This window comes from Rhizobium sp. BK112 (assembly GCF_014193215.1).
Taxonomy (GTDB): Bacteria; Pseudomonadota; Alphaproteobacteria; order Rhizobiales; family Rhizobiaceae; genus Rhizobium; species Rhizobium anhuiense.
In genome coordinates this window covers 125,385-141,597 of sequence record NZ_JACHYZ010000015.1, presented here as the reverse complement: position 1 = coordinate 141,597, position 16,213 = coordinate 125,385, and the positions used below count along the sequence as shown (strand labels likewise).

Annotated in this window: 13 protein-coding genes; 6 read left to right on the top strand and 7 right to left on the bottom strand. The window is 61.5% G+C overall.

Annotated elements, in window-relative coordinates; genetic code table 11:
- The 7 genes from FHT75_RS30410 to FHT75_RS30380 form a co-directional block, all read right to left on the bottom strand.
- A partial coding sequence (locus FHT75_RS30410) for an electron transfer flavoprotein subunit beta/FixA family protein (protein WP_183851515.1) occupies nucleotides 1-743 on the bottom strand: 743 nt, incomplete at its 3' end.
- Nucleotides 744-752: 9 nt separating this feature from the next.
- A complete protein-coding gene (locus FHT75_RS30405; RefSeq protein WP_028757613.1) occupies nucleotides 753-2,183 on the bottom strand; it encodes an aldehyde dehydrogenase family protein in 1,431 nt (476 codons plus the stop codon).
- Nucleotides 2,184-2,197: 14 nt separating this feature from the next.
- Entirely contained in the window at nucleotides 2,198-2,932 is a 735-nt protein-coding gene (locus FHT75_RS30400; protein WP_028755658.1) for an ABC transporter ATP-binding protein, read from the bottom strand.
- Complete coding sequence (locus FHT75_RS30395) at nucleotides 2,929-3,747, bottom strand: ABC transporter ATP-binding protein (protein ID WP_063473535.1); 819 nt, start codon at nucleotides 3,745-3,747, stop codon at nucleotides 2,929-2,931. The genes FHT75_RS30400 and FHT75_RS30395 overlap by 4 nt, the downstream gene beginning before the upstream one ends.
- On the bottom strand, nucleotides 3,744-5,054 hold the full coding sequence (livM, locus tag FHT75_RS30390) for a high-affinity branched-chain amino acid ABC transporter permease LivM (protein ID WP_097543715.1): 1,311 nt from the start codon (nucleotides 5,052-5,054) through the stop codon (nucleotides 3,744-3,746). Before livM ends, FHT75_RS30395 begins: the two co-directional genes overlap by 4 nt.
- 17 nt (nucleotides 5,055-5,071) lie before the next feature.
- Nucleotides 5,072-5,989 carry an ABC transporter permease subunit gene (locus FHT75_RS30385; RefSeq protein WP_028755661.1) on the bottom strand — a complete coding sequence of 306 codons (918 nt, stop codon included), beginning with the start codon at nucleotides 5,987-5,989 and terminating at the stop codon, nucleotides 5,072-5,074.
- 77 nt (nucleotides 5,990-6,066) lie between these two features.
- The gene (locus FHT75_RS30380; protein ID WP_029868369.1) at nucleotides 6,067-7,182 is read right to left on the bottom strand and encodes an ABC transporter substrate-binding protein; all 1,116 of its coding nucleotides are present in this window, start codon (nucleotides 7,180-7,182) and stop codon (nucleotides 6,067-6,069) included.
- A gap of 306 nt (nucleotides 7,183-7,488) precedes the next feature.
- Here FHT75_RS30380 and FHT75_RS30375 point away from each other — a divergent pair, with 306 nt between their 5' ends.
- Genes FHT75_RS30375 through FHT75_RS30350 form a run of 6 tightly spaced genes read left to right on the top strand, consistent with a single transcriptional unit; the run spans nucleotide 7,489 to nucleotide 16,192 of the window.
- Complete coding sequence (locus FHT75_RS30375) at nucleotides 7,489-9,570, top strand: hydantoinase/oxoprolinase family protein (RefSeq protein ID WP_029868370.1); 2,082 nt, start codon at nucleotides 7,489-7,491, stop codon at nucleotides 9,568-9,570.
- Nucleotides 9,571-9,580: 10 nt separating this feature from the next.
- Nucleotides 9,581-11,248 (top strand): hydantoinase B/oxoprolinase family protein, encoded by a 1,668-nt coding sequence (locus tag FHT75_RS30370; protein WP_029868371.1) that lies wholly within the window; start codon nucleotides 9,581-9,583, stop codon nucleotides 11,246-11,248.
- Nucleotides 11,245-12,456, top strand: a complete 1,212-nt coding sequence (locus FHT75_RS30365) for a pyridoxal phosphate-dependent aminotransferase (protein WP_028756392.1) — start codon at nucleotides 11,245-11,247, stop codon at nucleotides 12,454-12,456. Before FHT75_RS30370 ends, FHT75_RS30365 begins: the two co-directional genes overlap by 4 nt.
- 12 nt (nucleotides 12,457-12,468) lie before the next feature.
- Complete coding sequence (locus FHT75_RS30360; RefSeq protein WP_047618800.1) at nucleotides 12,469-13,281, top strand: NAD-dependent epimerase/dehydratase family protein; 813 nt, start codon at nucleotides 12,469-12,471, stop codon at nucleotides 13,279-13,281.
- Nucleotides 13,282-13,290: 9 nt separating this feature from the next.
- Nucleotides 13,291-14,484, top strand: coding sequence for an NAD(P)/FAD-dependent oxidoreductase (locus FHT75_RS30355; RefSeq protein ID WP_063473538.1), 1,194 nt, complete (start codon nucleotides 13,291-13,293; stop codon nucleotides 14,482-14,484).
- Nucleotides 14,485-14,506: 22 nt separating this feature from the next.
- On the top strand, nucleotides 14,507-16,192 hold the full coding sequence (locus FHT75_RS30350) for a thiamine pyrophosphate-binding protein (RefSeq protein ID WP_063473539.1): 1,686 nt from the start codon (nucleotides 14,507-14,509) through the stop codon (nucleotides 16,190-16,192).
- Nucleotides 16,193-16,213 lie beyond the last annotated feature (21 nt).

The following is a 16,213-nucleotide window of genomic DNA, read 5'->3' as shown; positions in this document are numbered from 1 at the left end:
ACGCCGGCTTCGTTCTTGAGCTTGTCGACCAGCTCGGCGACCGACTTGACCTTGACGCCGGCCTTGCGGCCGGATGGCTCCTCGGTCTTCAACACCTTGAGGCGCGGTGTGGTGGCAACACCGAAATCGGCAGGAGACTTCTTGTCGAGCGGCTTCTTCTTCGCCTTCATGATATTAGGCAGCGAGGCATAACGCGGTTCGTTCAGGCGCAGGTCCGAGGTGACCACCGCCGGCAGCTTGATCTCGATCGTCTGCAGGCCGCCATCGACTTCGCGGGTGACGGTCGCCTTGCCATCGTCAATCTCGATCTTCGAGGCGAAGGTCGCTTGGGGCATGCCAAGCAGTGCCGCCAGCATCTGGCCGGTCTGGTTCGAATCGTCGTCGATCGCCTGCTTGCCGACGATAACAAGGCCGGGCTGTTCGGCATCGGCGACAGCCTTGAGGATCTTGGCAACCGCCAGCGGCTCGACCGCATCGTCGGTCTCGACCAGGATCGCCCGGTCGGCGCCCATGGCGAGTGCCGTCCTCAGCGTCTCCTCGGCCTTGGCAGGACCGATCGACACCACGACCACCTCTTCGGCCTTGCCGGCTTCCTTCAGCCGCAGCGCCTCTTCCACCGAGATCTCGTCGAACGGGTTCATCGACATCTTCACATTGGCAAGCTCGACACCCGTGCCATCCGGACGAACCCGGATCTTCACGTTGTAGTCGACAACCCGTTTGACTGGCACGAGAATTTTCATCGGTTTTCCCTATGCAAGCGTGTAGGCGGTTTTGACCGAGGTGTAGAATTCCGCGGCATATCGGCCCTGTTCGCGCGGGCCGAAGGACGAGCCCTTGCGGCCGCCGAACGGCACGTGGAAATCGACACCGGCCGTCGGCAGATTGACCATGACCATACCGGCTTCGGCATTGCGCTTGAAATGCGTCGCATGTTTCAAGCTGGTGGTGGCGATCCCGGAGGAGAGGCCGAAGCTGGTATCATTGGCGACGGCGAGCGCCTCGTCGTAATCCTTCACCCGGATGACGGCGGCGACCGGGCCGAAGATTTCCTCCCGCGCGATCCGCATCTGGTTCGTCGCTTCGGTGAAAAGTGCGGGTTCGAGATAGAAGCCGGGTGTCGCCCGTTCCAGCCTGTTGCCGCCGAAGGCGAGCCTTGCGCCTTCCTGTCGGCCGATATCGATATAGTCGGTGTCCTGCCGCAACTGGCCTTCATCGACGACGGGGCCGATATGCGTGCCGCTCTTCAGAGCATCGTCGACGACAAGCCCCCCAAGACGTCTGGTAAGTGCCGCCACGAAGCGGTCGTGAATGCCTTCCGTCACGATCAGTCGTGAGGATGCCGTGCAACGCTGGCCGGTGGAGAAGAAGGACGAATTGACGGCCGCCTCGACGGCGACCTCGAGATCGGCATCGTCAAGGACCACGAAGGGGTTCTTGCCGCCCATCTCCAGCTGGAACTTGCGATTATGCTCGATCGACGCGAGCGCGACACGCTTTCCTGTCGCTGCCGACCCGGTAAAGGTCAGGGCGTTGATATCGGGGCTGTCGAGCATCGTCTGGCCGACCACGCTGCCGCGTCCCATGACGAGATTGACGACACCGGCCGGCGCGCCCGCCCGGTGAAGGATCTCGACCAGGGACCAGGCCGAGCCCGGCACCAGATCGGCGGGTTTCAGGACGACCGTATTGCCATAGGCAAGGGCCGGCGCGATCTTCCAGGCGGGGATGGCGATCGGAAAGTTCCAGGGCGTGATCACTCCGACGACGCCGACCGGTTCGCGGGTGATGTCGATGCCGACGCCGGGGCGAACCGAGGGCAGCGTTTCTCCCGACAGCCTGAGAACCTCGCCCGCAAAGAAATCGAAGATCTGGCCGGCGCGGGTGACTTCGCCGATTGCCTCGGGCAAGGTCTTGCCTTCCTCGCGGGCCAGCAGGCGTCCGAGCTCCTCCTTGCGCGCCAATATCTCGTCGCCGGTCTTCTTCAGAATGGCATGGCGGATCAGGATCGGCGCTTGGGACCAGGCTGGCAAAGCCGACTTTGCGGCCGCGATGGCAGCCCTGACGTCATCGGCATTGGCGCGGGCAAATTCGCCGACGACGTCATGGGTGTTGGACGGGTTTATGTTCGCCGAAGCGTCGCCGGCAACCCATTCCCCGGCGATCAGGTTCTTGTGCAGCATGGAAATCCCTGCGTTCAGTGCAGCCCGAGATAGGCCTTGCGGACGTCTTGGTTGTCGAGAAGGGCGGCGCTGTCGCCGGAGAGATGAATGCGGCCGTTGACCATGACATAGGCCCGCTGGGAGAGCTTCAAGGCGTGATTGGCATTTTGCTCGACGAGAAATATCGTTTTGCCCATTGCGGCGATTTCCCGCAAAACCTCGAAAACGCGCTTGACGATCAGCGGCGCCAGGCCGAGCGAGGGTTCGTCGAACAGGATCAATTCGGGCCGCGCCATCATGGCGCGGGCGATGGCGAGCATCTGCTGCTCGCCGCCGGACATGGTGCCGGCGGTCTGGTTTCGACGTTCCTTGAGACGCGGGAAGAGCTCGAACATGGTGTTCCTGTCTTCTTCGAAATGGGCCATGCCGATCGGTGTCGTGCCCATCATCATATTCTCCTCGACGGACATCTCCTGGTAGATCTGCCGGCCCTCCGGAACGAGCGCGATGCCACGCCGGGAAATCCTGCTGGTCGGCATATGGGAGATATCTTCGCCACGATGCAGGATCTTGCCCGATGAGGCGCGCGGGGCGCCGAAAATAGAAGAAAGCAGTGTGGTCTTGCCGGCGCCGTTTGCACCGATCAGGCTGACGATCTCACCGGCGGAGATGTGGACGTTTACCGCCTTCAGCGCTTCGACCGCGCCGTAATGGGCATGGACGCCGGCGAATTCGAGAAGCGGTACCTGCGTGTCGGACGATTGGCTCATGCTGGTACCTCTTCTTCGCTGACACCGAGATAAGCGGCGACGACGGCCGGGTCATTGGCGACATGCTCAGGCGTGCCGTCGGAGATCACCTCGCCATGATCGAGCACGACGATGTGGTTCGAAATGCGCATGACGAGGCCCATGTCGTGTTCGATGACGAGAACCGTCTGATCGTGATCGTCACAGAGCCGCTGGATGACTTCCGCCAGATCCAGCGTTTCGGAGGGGTTCAAGCCCGCGGCTGGTTCGTCGAGGCATATGAGGCTCGGGCCCGTACACATGGCGCGGGCAATCTCGACGCGGCGCTGCCGGCCGTAAGGCAGTTCACCGGCCAGGCGGTTGGCGTCGTCGGCAAGCTTCATCTGCCCGAGCCAGTAATAGGCACGGTCGATGGCCTCTCCCTCGGCCTTGCGGAACGCTCCAGTCCGGAAAACACCGCTGAGGATGTTGTTGCGGGTGGTGAGGTGCTGGGCGATCAGAAGGTTCTCGATAACCGACATTTCCTTGAACAGGCGGATGTTCTGGAACGTCCTGGCAATCCCGGCGCGTGTCACGAGGTGCGAGCCGCCGGTAACCGGTTTCGTCACCAACTGGCCGATATCGATCGGGCCTTCGCGTCCGTTCAGCATGATGCGGCCTTCGCTGGCGCGATAGAAGCCGGTGATGCAGTTGAACATCGTCGTCTTGCCGGCGCCGTTGGGACCGATCAGGGCGGTCACCGCGCCGCGTTCGACCGAGAAGCTGACGTCCCGGTTGGCGACGATGCCGCCGAACCGCATCGTGACATTCTGCACGTCGAGGATAGGTCCGTTCATCGTCCCGCCTCCGCCTTGCCCTCAAAGGACAGTTCGGTTCCGATGCCTTCTTTCATCGAGCTCGGAAAGAAGGCCGGGCGCTTGATGCGGACCAGGCCACGCGGTTTCCAGATCATCATCACCACCATCAGAATGCCGAAGACGAGAACGCGGTATTCGGCGAATTCGCGCAGAAGTTCCGGAAGAATGGTGAGAACGAGCGCTGCCGAGATGACGCCGGCCGTCGATCCGAGGCCGCCAAGGACGACGATGGCCAGGATGAGGGCGGATTCGAAGAAGGTGAAGGATGTCGGATTCACGAAGCCCTGCTGTGCAGCAAAGAAGACGCCGGCCAGGCCACCTGTGGAGGCGCCGAGCATGAAGGCCGTGAGCTTTGTGAAGACGTGATTGACGCCGAGCGAACGACAGGCGATCTCGTCTTCGCGCAGCGCTTCCCACATGCGGCCGAGAGGGATGACGCGCAGCCGCTCCACGGCGTAGATGACGAAGCAGACGACAAGAAACAGCACGAAATAGAGAAACCAGAACCGGTAGTCCGCGCTGTAGGGGATGCCCAGATATTCATGAATGGGAACGCCGCCCTGTTTGGCGGTACGAGTGAATTCGAGGCCGAGGAAGGTCGGTGCCGGAACCGGAGCGCCGTTCGGCCCGCCGGTGAAATCAAGCCAGTTGTTCAGCACAAGACGAATGATCTCGCCGAATCCGAGCGTGACGATGGCAAGGTAGTCGCCATGCATCTTGAGAACGGGAAAGGCGAGGACCATGCCGAAGAGGCCGGCCAGGAATGGGGCGAGCACCAGAGCGCCCCAGAACCCGATGCCGAGATATTGCGATCCGAGCGCCAGGAGATAGGCGCCGACGGCGTAGAAGGCGACGTAGCCAAGATCGAGCAGGCCAGCAAGCCCGACGACGATGTTGAGCCCCAGGCCGAGCAGGCAATAGATCAGGGCGAGGATCGCGATACCCAGGAGGTATTTGTCGGCAAAAAACGGCAGGCTCAGCCCTGCGAGAAACAGCACGGCAAGGAGCAGCGCCGGCGACCTTTCCTTGCCGGTCATGACGGTCACGCCGGCACCGTTGCCTGCGATGCGCCGGGTGAGTTTTCGGCCGACGCTGCTCATCTGGAACAGCGAGAGTGCTAGACGTCCTGCCGTGACGACGGCAGCCAGCAACACCGCGCGCATCAGTTCGTTGGTGAACGAAAATCCTTCGAGCACCAGTCCCGAGATCGGGCCGAACAGGATGAGGGAGACCGTAAAGGTGAGGAGCGCTTTCCTGACGAGCGCGCGAAGGCGGTTGGATTCCATGGTTTCTTGCTCCTCTCTCAGACTTTCTGGATTTCCGGCCGGCCAAGCAGGCCATACGGTCGGAAAAACAGGAGGGTGATGAGCAACGCAAAGGCGAAGACGTCCTTGTAGTCGGTGCTGACATAGCCTGCGAACAGAGCCTCGGTCAGGCCGAGGACGATACCGCCGAGCACGGCGCCGGGCAGTGAACCGATCCCGCCGAGCACTGCGGCCGTGAAGGCCTTGATGCCCATCACGAAGCCGATGAAAAAGTTGAAGGAGCCGTAATTGAAGGTGACGAGCGTGCCGCCGACGGCGGCCGTGGCCGCGCCCATGACAAAGACGGTCGAAATGATCCGGTCGGTGTTCACCCCCAGTATCGCGGAGATCCGGATATTCTGCTGGGTGGCACGGCATTCGCGGCCGATCCTGGTGTAGTTGATCACATAGGTCAGTATGCCCATGGCGATCAGCGACGCGAACAGGATCACCGTCTGCATATAGGTGATCTGTGCGAAGTGGACATCGCCACCGATGCGAAACGCACCCTGGATGAGTGTCGGCACGCCCTGGTCGCGTGCGCCCTGAGCGATCTGGACATAGCTCTGCAGCATCAAGGAGATGCCGATGGCCGATATCAGCGGAGCAAGCTTGGTCGAGCCGCGAAGCGGCCGATAGGCGACGCGTTCGATCACCCAGCCATAGACGGCCGTGATCGCGCAGCTGATCACCAGCACGGATATCAAGGCGAAGGGAACCGACTGAACGCCGAAATAGCCAAGCACGGCGAGTGTGATGGCGGCGATATAGGCCGATACCATATAGACGTCGCCATGGGCGAAGTTGATCATCCGGATGACGCCGTAGACCATGGTGTATCCGACCGCGATCAGACCGTAGATCGTCCCCAGCGTGATGCCATTGAACAATTGTTGAACCAGGATGTAAAAGTCCATGGTGAACCCCTCTTATGGTTTTCGGGGATGGATAAGCCGGCCGAACCTTGCGGTCCGGCCAACTCGGGCAAAATGCCTTACTTCACCAAGACAGGGGTTCCCTTGTCGTCGAAGTTGTAGAAGACGAACTTGAAGTCCTTGATGTCGCCCTTGGCGTCCCAGGTGATTTTGCCGATGGCAGAATCGACCGTGTTGTTGCGGAGATAGTCGGCCTGGGCCTTCAGCTCGTCGCCGGCCTTCAGCGCAGCGACGATGGCCTGCGCATTGGCGTAGCCATAGAGCACGTAGTTGGCCGGCGTGATGTTGGCTTTCTTCAGCGCATCCTGGACGCCCTGCGTGGAGGGATCGGCCAGCGGATCGGGCGTCGCCGAATAATAGACGTTCTTCAGATTCTCAGGCCCGCCGGCGGCTGCGACGAGTTCCGTCTGCGCGAAAGCATCGCCGCTGACGACGACTACGTCGACACCCTGTTCCTTCAGCTGGCGGATCAACGGACCGCCTTCGGGAATGAGACCACCGAAATAAACGGCATTGGCGCCGGAGCTCTTGATCTTGGTGACGAGCGCGTTGAAGTCACGTTCGCCACGGGTCAGGCCTTCGTACATCACCGGCTTGATTCCGCGTGCTTCGATCGTCTTCTTGACGGCGTCCACCAGGCCCTGGCCATAGGTGTCCTTGTCGTGGATGAGCGCGATCTTGTCCCGCTTCAGCGTATCCAGGATGAAGCTGCCGGCGACGACGGCCTGCTGGTCGTCACGGCCGCAGCCACGGAACAGGTTGTCGAAACCGCGATCGGTCACGGTCGGATTGGTCGAGGACGGCGTCATTTCGAGGATGCCGGCATCATTGTAGATTTCCGAAGCGGGGATCGTGTTGGACGAGCAGAAATGCCCGATCACGGCCTGGACCTTGTCCTGATCGACGAAACGATTGGCGACGGCAACGGCCTGCTTCGGTTCGCAGGCGTCGTCACCCTTCACCAGTTCAATCTTCTTGCCATTGATGCCGCCCGACGCATTGACGTCGCTGACATAGGCGGACACGCCGCTGAACACCTGCTCGCCGAAGGTCGCATTGGCGCCGGTATAGGGGCCGGCGACGCCGATCTTGACCGTGTCGGCGGCCAAAGCGCTGGAAAACAGCAAGGCGGAGGCCACAGCGGTGGCGCTCAGAAGTTTCGAGATGGATTTCATGTGCTTTTCCCTCTGGTTGAAGCTCTCTGGTTTTGGTGGCTCTTGACGCGGTTTAGTCCGCGTTCATGCTTCGCATCAAAGGCGAAGCTATTATTTTTGTTGGATAATTTCTCTTTCCCGAAGTTGCGGAGAAGAGCGGATTTCGAGATTTTCGATCCTTTTCTTAATTGACACTTATATGATAAGTGACATATACGAAGATCGTCAAGCGGAAATGTTGCAGTGTCGTTTGCAACAGTGAAGAATGGCACGGCGCATGGCCGCGCGAGCGCGGCCTCCAACGTTAAGAAAGCGGGGAACAAGACGGTGAGCAGCACGCCACGAAACTGCCGGGTGGGCGTCGATATCGGCGGCACCTTTACGGATATCGCTCTCGACCTCGATGGGACGCTCCACTCGACGAAGATCCTGACGGATTATACGGCACCGGAGCGGGCGATCCTCAAGGGCGTGAAGGCCGTCGCCGACATGGCGGGTATCGCTCTTTCAGAGATCGGTATCCTCATTCATGGCACGACGCTCGCCACCAATGCGCTCATCGAGCGGCGCGGCGCCAAAACCGCCTTCGTGACGACGGAAGGTTTTCGTGACGTGCTCGAGATGCGCACTGAGAACCGTTTCGAGCAGTATGATCTCAATATCTCCCTGCCGCCGGCGCTCATTGCCCGCGCCGACCGCTTCGTCATCCGGGAGCGTATCGATGCGCAGGGCAAGGTTCTGCTCGCTCTGGATGAGGCTTCGGTCGCAGCCGTCGTCGAGAAGGTTGCCGCCGGCGGCTATGAAAGCGTCGCGGTCGGCTTCATTCATGCCTATGCGAATGGCGCGCACGAAGTCGCCGTCCGCGATGCGATCCTGAAGCGCCTTCCCGGCATTTCCGTTTCGATCTCGTCGGAAGTTTCGCCGCAGATGCGCGAGTTCGAGCGCTTCAACACGGTTTGCGCCAATGCCTATGTCAAGCCGGCGATCAAATCCTATCTCGACCGTCTCGTCGTGTCGCTGAAGGAGATCGGAGTCGGCTGCCCGGTCTTCATGATCCATTCCGGCGGCGGGATCGTCTCGGTCGAGAGCGCCTCCGAGTTTCCGGTGCGTCTGGTCGAATCCGGTCCGGCGGGCGGCGCGATCTTCGCGGCCGACATCGCCCGTCAACATGGTCTCGATACGGTTCTTTCCTTCGATATGGGTGGCACGACCGCCAAGATCTGCCTGATCGAAAACCAGGTGCCGAAGACGGCCAAGACGTTCGAAGTCGCGCGCACCTATCGATTCCGCAAGGGATCCGGCATGCCGATTTCCATCCCCGTCGTCGAGATGGTCGAAATCGGCGCGGGCGGCGGTTCGATCGCTTCGGTCGACGCAATGCGCCAGATCCGCGTCGGGCCGCACTCGGCGGCCTCGGAGCCCGGCCCGGCCTGTTATCAGCGCGGCGGCAAGAACCCCACCGTCACCGATGCTGACCTGATCCTCGGCAAGCTCGATCCCGCCAATTTCGCCGGCGGCGCCATCCCGCTTTCCGTCGAGGCGAGCCGCCGCGCGATGAGCGACGATATCGGCTCGGTCATCGGCCTCGATCCGGAAGCATCAGCTTACGGCACCTGCGAAATGGTCGACGAAAACATGGCCAATGCCGGCCGCGTCCACACCGTCGAGAACGGCAAGAACATTTCCGATTTCACCATGATCACCTTCGGTGGCGCCGGGCCGCTGCATGCCGCGCGCCTCTGTGAAAAAATGGGTATCTCGACCTTCCTCGTTCCGCCGGGTGCCGGCGTCGGTTCGGCGATCGGCTTCCTCAAGGCGCCGTTCGGCTATGAGTCCGTCCGCAGCGCCGTCTTCAACCTGTCGAATTTCGAATATTCCGAGGCCAACCGGCTCCTGCAAGCCATGAAGGCTGAGGCGCTGGGCTTCGTCGAAGGCGGGCTCGATGCGGGCTCCCCGGTGATCGAACGCACGCTGTTCATGCGTTATGCCGGGCAGGGCTGGGATATCCCGGTCCCGCTTGCCGATGACAATTTCGACGCCGCGAGTGCTGAGACGATCGCCGCCTCGTTCGAAAAGGAATATGAGCGTTTCTTCGGCCGCGCCATCGAAGGTCTCGATATCGAGATCGTCAGCTGGTCGGTCAAGGCGAGTTCGCCGCTGCCGCCGGTGGAGCGCGTATCCTCCATCGCCGAAGGCAATGTCGTGCAGCCGGGCAAGACCCGCCGCCTGTTCGAGGCTGCGCAGGGCGCCTATCTCGAAGCGGGCATTCACGAGCGTACCGGCCTGACGCCCGGCGACGTGGTCAAAGGCCCCGCCGTCATCGTCGAGCGCGAGACCTCGACGGTTCTCACCGCCTCTTTCAAAGCCGTCGTTCAGCGCGATGGCTGCCTTCTCGTAACCCGGATCTGAGGATAGTCACATGAACCAATCCATGATCGATATCCATATGCAGGTCATGTGGAACCGGCTGATCTCCGTCGTCGAGGAGCAGGCGCAGACGCTGATCCGCACGGCCTTCTCCACCTCCGTACGCGAGGCGGGCGATCTGTCGGCCGGCGTCTTCGACCTGGAAGGCCGCATGCTGGCGCAGGCGGTTACCGGCACGCCCGGTCACGTCAACGCCATGGCAGAATCCGTCGCGCATTTCATTGCCGATATCGGGCCGGACAATATCTTCGAAGGCGACGTCTACATCACCAACGATCCATGGAAGGGAACGGGCCATCTGCACGACATCACCGTCGTCACGCCCTCCTTCCATCACGGCAAGCTGGTCGGTTATTTTGCCTCGACCGCGCATGTCGTCGATGTCGGTGGTCGCGGTTTCGGCCCGGATGCCCGCGAAGTCTATGAAGAGGGCATCTTCATCCCGATCATGAAATTCTTCGAGCGCGGCGAGCTGAACCGGACGCTGATCCATATTGTGCGCAACAATGTTCGCGAAAACGATAAGGTCGTCGGCGACTTTTATGCGCTCGCCGCCTGCAATGAAACGGGCCATCGCCGGCTCGTCGATATGCTGACGGAATTCAATCTTCCTGATTTGTCGACGATCGGCGGCTTCATCCTCAAGCACAGCCGCGAGGCAACGCTGGAGCGGCTGCAGAACCTTCCGCATGGCTCCTGGAATTATAGCCTCGATCTCGACGGCTATGATGAGCCGGTGCATCTCGCCGCAAAACTTACCATCGGTCCCGAGGGGGTCGTGGTCGATTTCGATGGCACCTCCGGCATGAGCAAGTTCGGCATCAACGTGCCGCTCGTCTATGCCAAGGCCTATGCCTGTTACGGCATCAAATGCGTCGTGGCGCCGGAAATTCCCAACAACGCCGCCTCGCTCGCACCCTTTGACGTCGTGGCGCCGGAGGGCTGCATCCTCAATGCCAAGCGGCCGGCGCCGGTCGCCGTCCGCCACGTTCTCGGCCATTTCGTGCCGGACCTCGTGCTCGGCGCGCTGCATCAGGCGCTTCCGGGCCAGGTGCCGGCGGAGGGTGCCAGCGCACTCTGGAACCTGCATATGAGCGTGCGCCCCGTCTCCGATCAGATCGGCGGCAAGGGCGCGGAAATCCTGATGTTCAATTCCGGCGGCTCCGGCGCGCGTGCCGCTCTCGATGGCTTGAACGCCACCGCCTTTCCGAGCGGCGTGCACACGATGCCGATCGAGGCGACGGAAAATGTCGGCCCCGTCATCATCTGGCGCAAGGAGTTGCGCGAGGGGTCCGGGGGTGCCGGCGCGCAACGCGGCGGTCTCGGTCAGATGATCGAGATCGAAGCGGCCGAAGGCTTCAGCTTCCGCTTCTCCGCCATGTTCGACAGGCTCGGCCACCCCGCACGCGGCCGCGAAGGCGGACAGAGCGGCACGGCCGGCGCCGTTGTGCTCGACGACGGTACGGTTCTCAAGGGCAAGGGGCTGCAATTCGTACCGGAAGGCCGGCGCCTCGTTCTGTCGCTTCCGGGCGGCGGCGGTTACGGCGATCCGGCAAATCGCCCGACTGACGCGATCGAACACGACCTAAGGCATGGATACATCACCGAAGAACAGGCTGAAGCCTACGGCAGGGGCCGGACCCAGGGAGGCAAGGCATGAATATGATTGCATTCGAAAGCACGCGCGTCGCGACGATCAAATCCTCGCCGTCCATGGCGGTGTCGATCGCCGCCAAGGCGATGCGGGCCAAGGGAGAGCATGTCGTCGACCTCTCGCTCGGCGAGCCCGATTTCGATACGCCCGATCATATCGTCCAGGCGGCGATCGAGGCGATGCGCAAGGGGCTTACCCGCTATACCGCGCCGGACGGCCTGGTGGAGCTGCGCGAAGCGATCGTCGCCAAGTTCAAACGCGAGAACGGCCTTGACTACGCCATGGATGAGATCTCCATCGGCAACGGCGCCAAGCAGATACTCTTCAATGCATTCCTGGCAACGCTGGAGCCCGGCGACGAGGTGGTCGTGCCGGCGCCTTACTGGGTCTCCTACACCGACATCGTCATCCTGCATGGCGGCATTCCCAAAACCGTGCCTTGCGGTGTCGAGGATGCCTTCAAAATCACAGCCGAGCGGCTGGAAGCAGCCATCACGCCGAAGACGCGATGGTTCCTGTTCAACTCTCCCTCCAATCCGACGGGGGCGATCTATACGGCGGACGAACTGAAGGCGCTTGGTGCGGTGCTGGCGCGCCATCCCCACGTGGCGATCATGTCGGATGAGATCTACGAACATATCGTCTGCGGCGAGGTGCCCTTCACGTCCTTCGTCGTCGCTTGCCCGGAGCTGAAGGACCGGACGCTCATCATCAACGGCGTATCCAAGGCCTATGCCATGACGGGATGGCGCCTCGGTTATGCGGCCGGCCCGCGGGAACTGACCAGGGCCCTGAACAAGCTTCAGTCCCAGAGCACGACCTGCCCGTCCTCCATCACCCAGTTTGCCGCCGCGGCAGCGCTCAATGGTCCCCAGGACTTCGTCACGACGGCGGTTGCCGAATACAAGGCGCGCGGCGAACTCGTTGCAAGGGGCTTCAGCGCGATACCCGGTCTTGAGGTGCGAGCACCGGAAGGGGCCTTCTACCTCTTTCCAAAATGCGCCCACTATATCGGCAAGACGGCGCCCGACGGCGCCAGGATTTCCAACGATACCGAATTGGCCTCCTATCTCCTGAGGGAAGGCAAGGTCGCAACCGTTCCGGGTGCCGCTTTCGGTGTCGAACCCTATATTCGCCTTTCCTTCGCGACATCGCGCGACAATCTTGCCATTGCCATCGAGCGCACCGCCGATGCACTGGCCAAACTTCGCTAAAGGGAAAATTCGATGACCGATTATCAGCGCACGCTTCTGACCGGCGCGGCCGGCGCTCTGGGAACCCAGTTGCGCGAATCCGGAACAAGGCTCGGCAAGATCGTCAGGCTGTCCGCACGCAAGCCCTGCGACAACCTCGCGCCGCACGAGGAAGATTTCCCGGCGGACCTTTCCGACTTCGACGCCGTTTCCAAAGCCGTGGAGGGTTGCGACGCCATCATTCATATGGGCGGCCAGGGGCTGGAAGCTCCCTGGAACACCATCCTCAACGCCAATATCGTCGGCAGCTACAACATCTATGAGGCGGCGCGTCAGCATGGCGTCAAGCGCATCGTCTATGCCAGCTCCGTTCACGCCATCGGGTTTTACGAGCGCACCGAGACGATCGACGGCAACGTGCCGACCCGCCCGGACAGTCTTTACGGCGTGTCGAAGACCTTCGTCGAAAACCTCGGCCGTTACTATTTCGACAAGTTCGGGATCGAGACCGTGAGCTTGCGCATCGGCTCGTCCTTCCCTGAGCCGACGGACCGGCGCCATCTCATCACCTGGCTTTCCTATCGCGATTGCCGCCAGCTCGTCGAAAAGAGCCTGTCGGCCGAACGCGTCGGCTTCATGGTCGCCTATGGCATGTCCGACAACAGCCAGGCCTTCTGGGACAACCGCACGGCGGCATCGCTTGGATACAAGCCGGAAGACAGCGCCGACGATTACGCGGACAAGGTCTTTGCGAAGACGAAACAAGGCGATCCCAACGATCCGGCGGTGCGCTTCCAGGGCGGCAGCTTTGCCGCTGCCGGCCATTATGAAGACGAGAAAAAGTGAGACGCCCCGATGCAAGCTTCCAAGTCGTCCTATGACGTGGTGATCGTCGGCGGTGCAGTGGTCGGCAGTTCGACGGCATATTTTCTGGCGACCAACCCCGATTTCAACGGATCGGTCCTGGTGATCGAGAAGGACTGGACCTATCAGCGGTCGGCCACCGCGCTCTCTTCCAGCTCCATCCGTCACCAGTTCTCGAATGCGATCAATGTCAAAGTCTCGCAGTTCGGGACGGAGTTCATCCGCAACTTCAAGGAAAACGTCGCCATCGACGACGACACGCCGGAGATCGGTTTTCATGAGGCCGGGTATTTGTTCCTCGCCGAGGACGAACGCGGCGATCAGGTTCTCCGGCGCAATCACGAGACCCAGATCTCCTGCGGGGCTGATGTGACGCTGCTCGATCCTGACGGCCTCGGCCGGCGGTTTCCCTGGCTGAACCTGGAAGGGCTGACGCTCGGCAGCACCGGCGAACGGGGTGAGGGCTGGTTTGACAGCGTCGGCCTGCTGCAGGGCTTCCGCAAGAAAGCGCGCTCTTTGGGCGTCGAATATATCGAAGACGAAGTCGTTGCCGTCAACAGAGAGGGAGACCGCATGGTTTCCGTGTCGACGAAGAGCGGCCAGACGATCGCTTGCGGCACGATGGTCAACGCATCGGGCACCAACGGTAAAAAGGTCGCCCGCATGGCCGGGCTCGACGTTCCCGTCGAGCCACGCCGACGCTCGCTGTTCGTCGTCGATTGCCGCACACCGCTCGAAGGAAAGGTCGGCCTGACGATCGACCCCACCGGCGTTTTCTTCCGGCCCGAGGGCAAATTCTATCTGATGGGTACCTATCCCAAGCACGATCCGGAGGTCGATCCCAACGATTTCGACGTCATGCACGACGAATTCGATGAGGAAATCTGGCCGATCATGGCGAACCGGGTTCCGGCCTTCGAGGCGATCAAGGTCGTCAATTCCTGGGCCGGCCATTACGACTATTGCACCCTCGATCACAACGTCGTCCTCGGACCGCATACAGAGGTCAGCAATTTCCTCTTCGCAAACGGCTTTTCGGGGCACGGTCTCCAGCAATCGCCGGCGATGGGACGGGGTCTCTCGGAACTGATTGCCTATGGCGGCTTCAAGACGCTCGATCTTTCGCCATTCGGCTACGAACGAGTGACGGCAAACCGGCCCTTCCTCGAAGACGCCGTCATTTAACGCACAAGGAGAGGGGCTCCCGATGAGAAATGAGACATTGAAGCGCAGCGGCGGCCAGGTGCTCGTCGATGCCTTGCGCATCCACGGTGTCGAGCGCGTGTTCGGCGTGCCGGGCGAAAGTTATCTTGCCGCCCTCGACGCCTTTCACGACATGGAAGACGCCATTGAATTCATCGTCTGCCGGCAGGAAGGCGGGGCTGCCTATATGGCGGAAGCCTACGGCAAGATGACCGGCAAACCCGGTATCTGCTTCGTGACCCGCGGGCCGGGCGCGACCAACGCTTCCGTCGGTGTGCATACGGCTTTCCAGGATTCGACACCGATGATCCTGTTCGTCGGCCAGGTGGCGCGCGACCAGATGGAGCGCGAAGCGTTCCAGGAGATCGATTATCGCCGCATGTTCGGCCAGATGGCGAAGTGGGTCGTCGAGATCGAGGATGCCGCCCGCATTCCCGAGCTCATCAGTCAGGCATTCCACAGAGCCGTCAACGGTCGGCCCGGGCCGGTGGTCGTCGCTCTTCCGGAAGACATGCTGACCGATATGGTCGATGTCGCCGACACCCCGACTTACAAGAAGGTCGAGGCCTTTGCCGGCGAACCGCAATTCGAAGAATTGCTCGGCCTTCTCTCCGAGGCGAAGCGCCCAATGGTCGTCGTTGGCGGCGGCGGCTGGACGCAGCAGGCTGTTGTCGACCTGAAGGCGTTCTCGGAAGCCTTCAGCCTGCCGATCGCCGCGTCCTTTCGCTGCCAGGATCTGTTCGACAATAGGCATGAGAATTATGCCGGCGATCTTGGCCTTGCCGCAGGGCCGAAGCTGATCCGCCATGTGACGGATTGCGACCTGCTGATCTCCATCGGTGCCCGTCTCGGGGAGATGACGACGGGCGCCTATACGCTGATCGACATTCCAGTGCCGAAGCAGTTGCTCGTTCATATCCATCCGGGCGCGGAAGAATTGGGGCGCGTTTATCACGCGCGATTGCCGATCAATGCCAGCGTTGCGGGTTTCCTGTCGCAGGCGGCAAAGTTGAATCCATCATCTGCGCCGGTGTGGAAGGATTGGACCAGAACGGCTCATGCCGACTACCTCGAAAACCTCGCGCATCCCGAGGTCCCGGGTCCCGTGCAGATGGGCGACATCATGGAATGGTTGCGCGGCCATCTCAAGCCCGACGCCATCCTGACCACCGGCGCCGGCAACTATTCCGCCTGGGCGCATCGCTTCTATCAGTACCGCACCTTCCGCACCCAGCTCGGACCGACGAACGGTTCCATGGGCTACGGCGTACCGGCGGCGATCGCCGCCAAGATCACCGATCCCGCGCGCACGGTCGTTGCCTTTGCCGGCGACGGATGTTTCCTGATGAACGGTCAGGAACTTGCAACCGCCATGCAGTATGACGCTCGGGTGATCTTTCTCGTCATCAACAACGGCATGTATGGCACGATCCGCATGCATCAGGAGCGCAGCTATCCCGGCCGTGTCTCCGGCACCGGCCTGACGAACCCGGATTTTGCAGCGCTGGCGCGGTCCTATGGCCTCCACGGCGAGACCGTGGAAAAGACCGAGGACTTCGCCGGCGCCTTCGAACGCTGCGAGGCGTCAGGCAAGCCGGGCCTCATCGAAATCCGGATCGATCCGGAAGCGCTGACACCGAAAATGACACTGACGCAAATTCGCGAACAGGCGATCGCCCAGGGAAAGTGATTACGGCTAAGTGATTGCGGG

Coding starts and splice junctions, on each gene's coding strand:
- FHT75_RS30355 (WP_063473538.1), top strand. CDS start 13,291: ATGCAAGCTTCCAAGTCGTCCTATGACGTGGTGATCGTCGGCGGTGCA.
- FHT75_RS30380 (WP_029868369.1), bottom strand. CDS start 7,182: ATGAAATCCATCTCGAAACTTCTGAGCGCCACCGCTGTGGCCTCCGCC.
- FHT75_RS30350 (WP_063473539.1), top strand. CDS start 14,507: ATGAGAAATGAGACATTGAAGCGCAGCGGCGGCCAGGTGCTCGTCGAT.
- FHT75_RS30370 (WP_029868371.1), top strand. CDS start 9,581: ATGAACCAATCCATGATCGATATCCATATGCAGGTCATGTGGAACCGG.
- livM (WP_097543715.1), bottom strand. CDS start 5,054: ATGGAATCCAACCGCCTTCGCGCGCTCGTCAGGAAAGCGCTCCTCACC.
- FHT75_RS30365 (WP_028756392.1), top strand. CDS start 11,245: ATGAATATGATTGCATTCGAAAGCACGCGCGTCGCGACGATCAAATCC.
- FHT75_RS30400 (WP_028755658.1), bottom strand. CDS start 2,932: ATGAGCCAATCGTCCGACACGCAGGTACCGCTTCTCGAATTCGCCGGC.
- FHT75_RS30395 (WP_063473535.1), bottom strand. CDS start 3,747: ATGAACGGACCTATCCTCGACGTGCAGAATGTCACGATGCGGTTCGGC.
- FHT75_RS30405 (WP_028757613.1), bottom strand. CDS start 2,183: ATGCTGCACAAGAACCTGATCGCCGGGGAATGGGTTGCCGGCGACGCT.
- FHT75_RS30360 (WP_047618800.1), top strand. CDS start 12,469: ATGACCGATTATCAGCGCACGCTTCTGACCGGCGCGGCCGGCGCTCTG.
- FHT75_RS30385 (WP_028755661.1), bottom strand. CDS start 5,989: ATGGACTTTTACATCCTGGTTCAACAATTGTTCAATGGCATCACGCTG.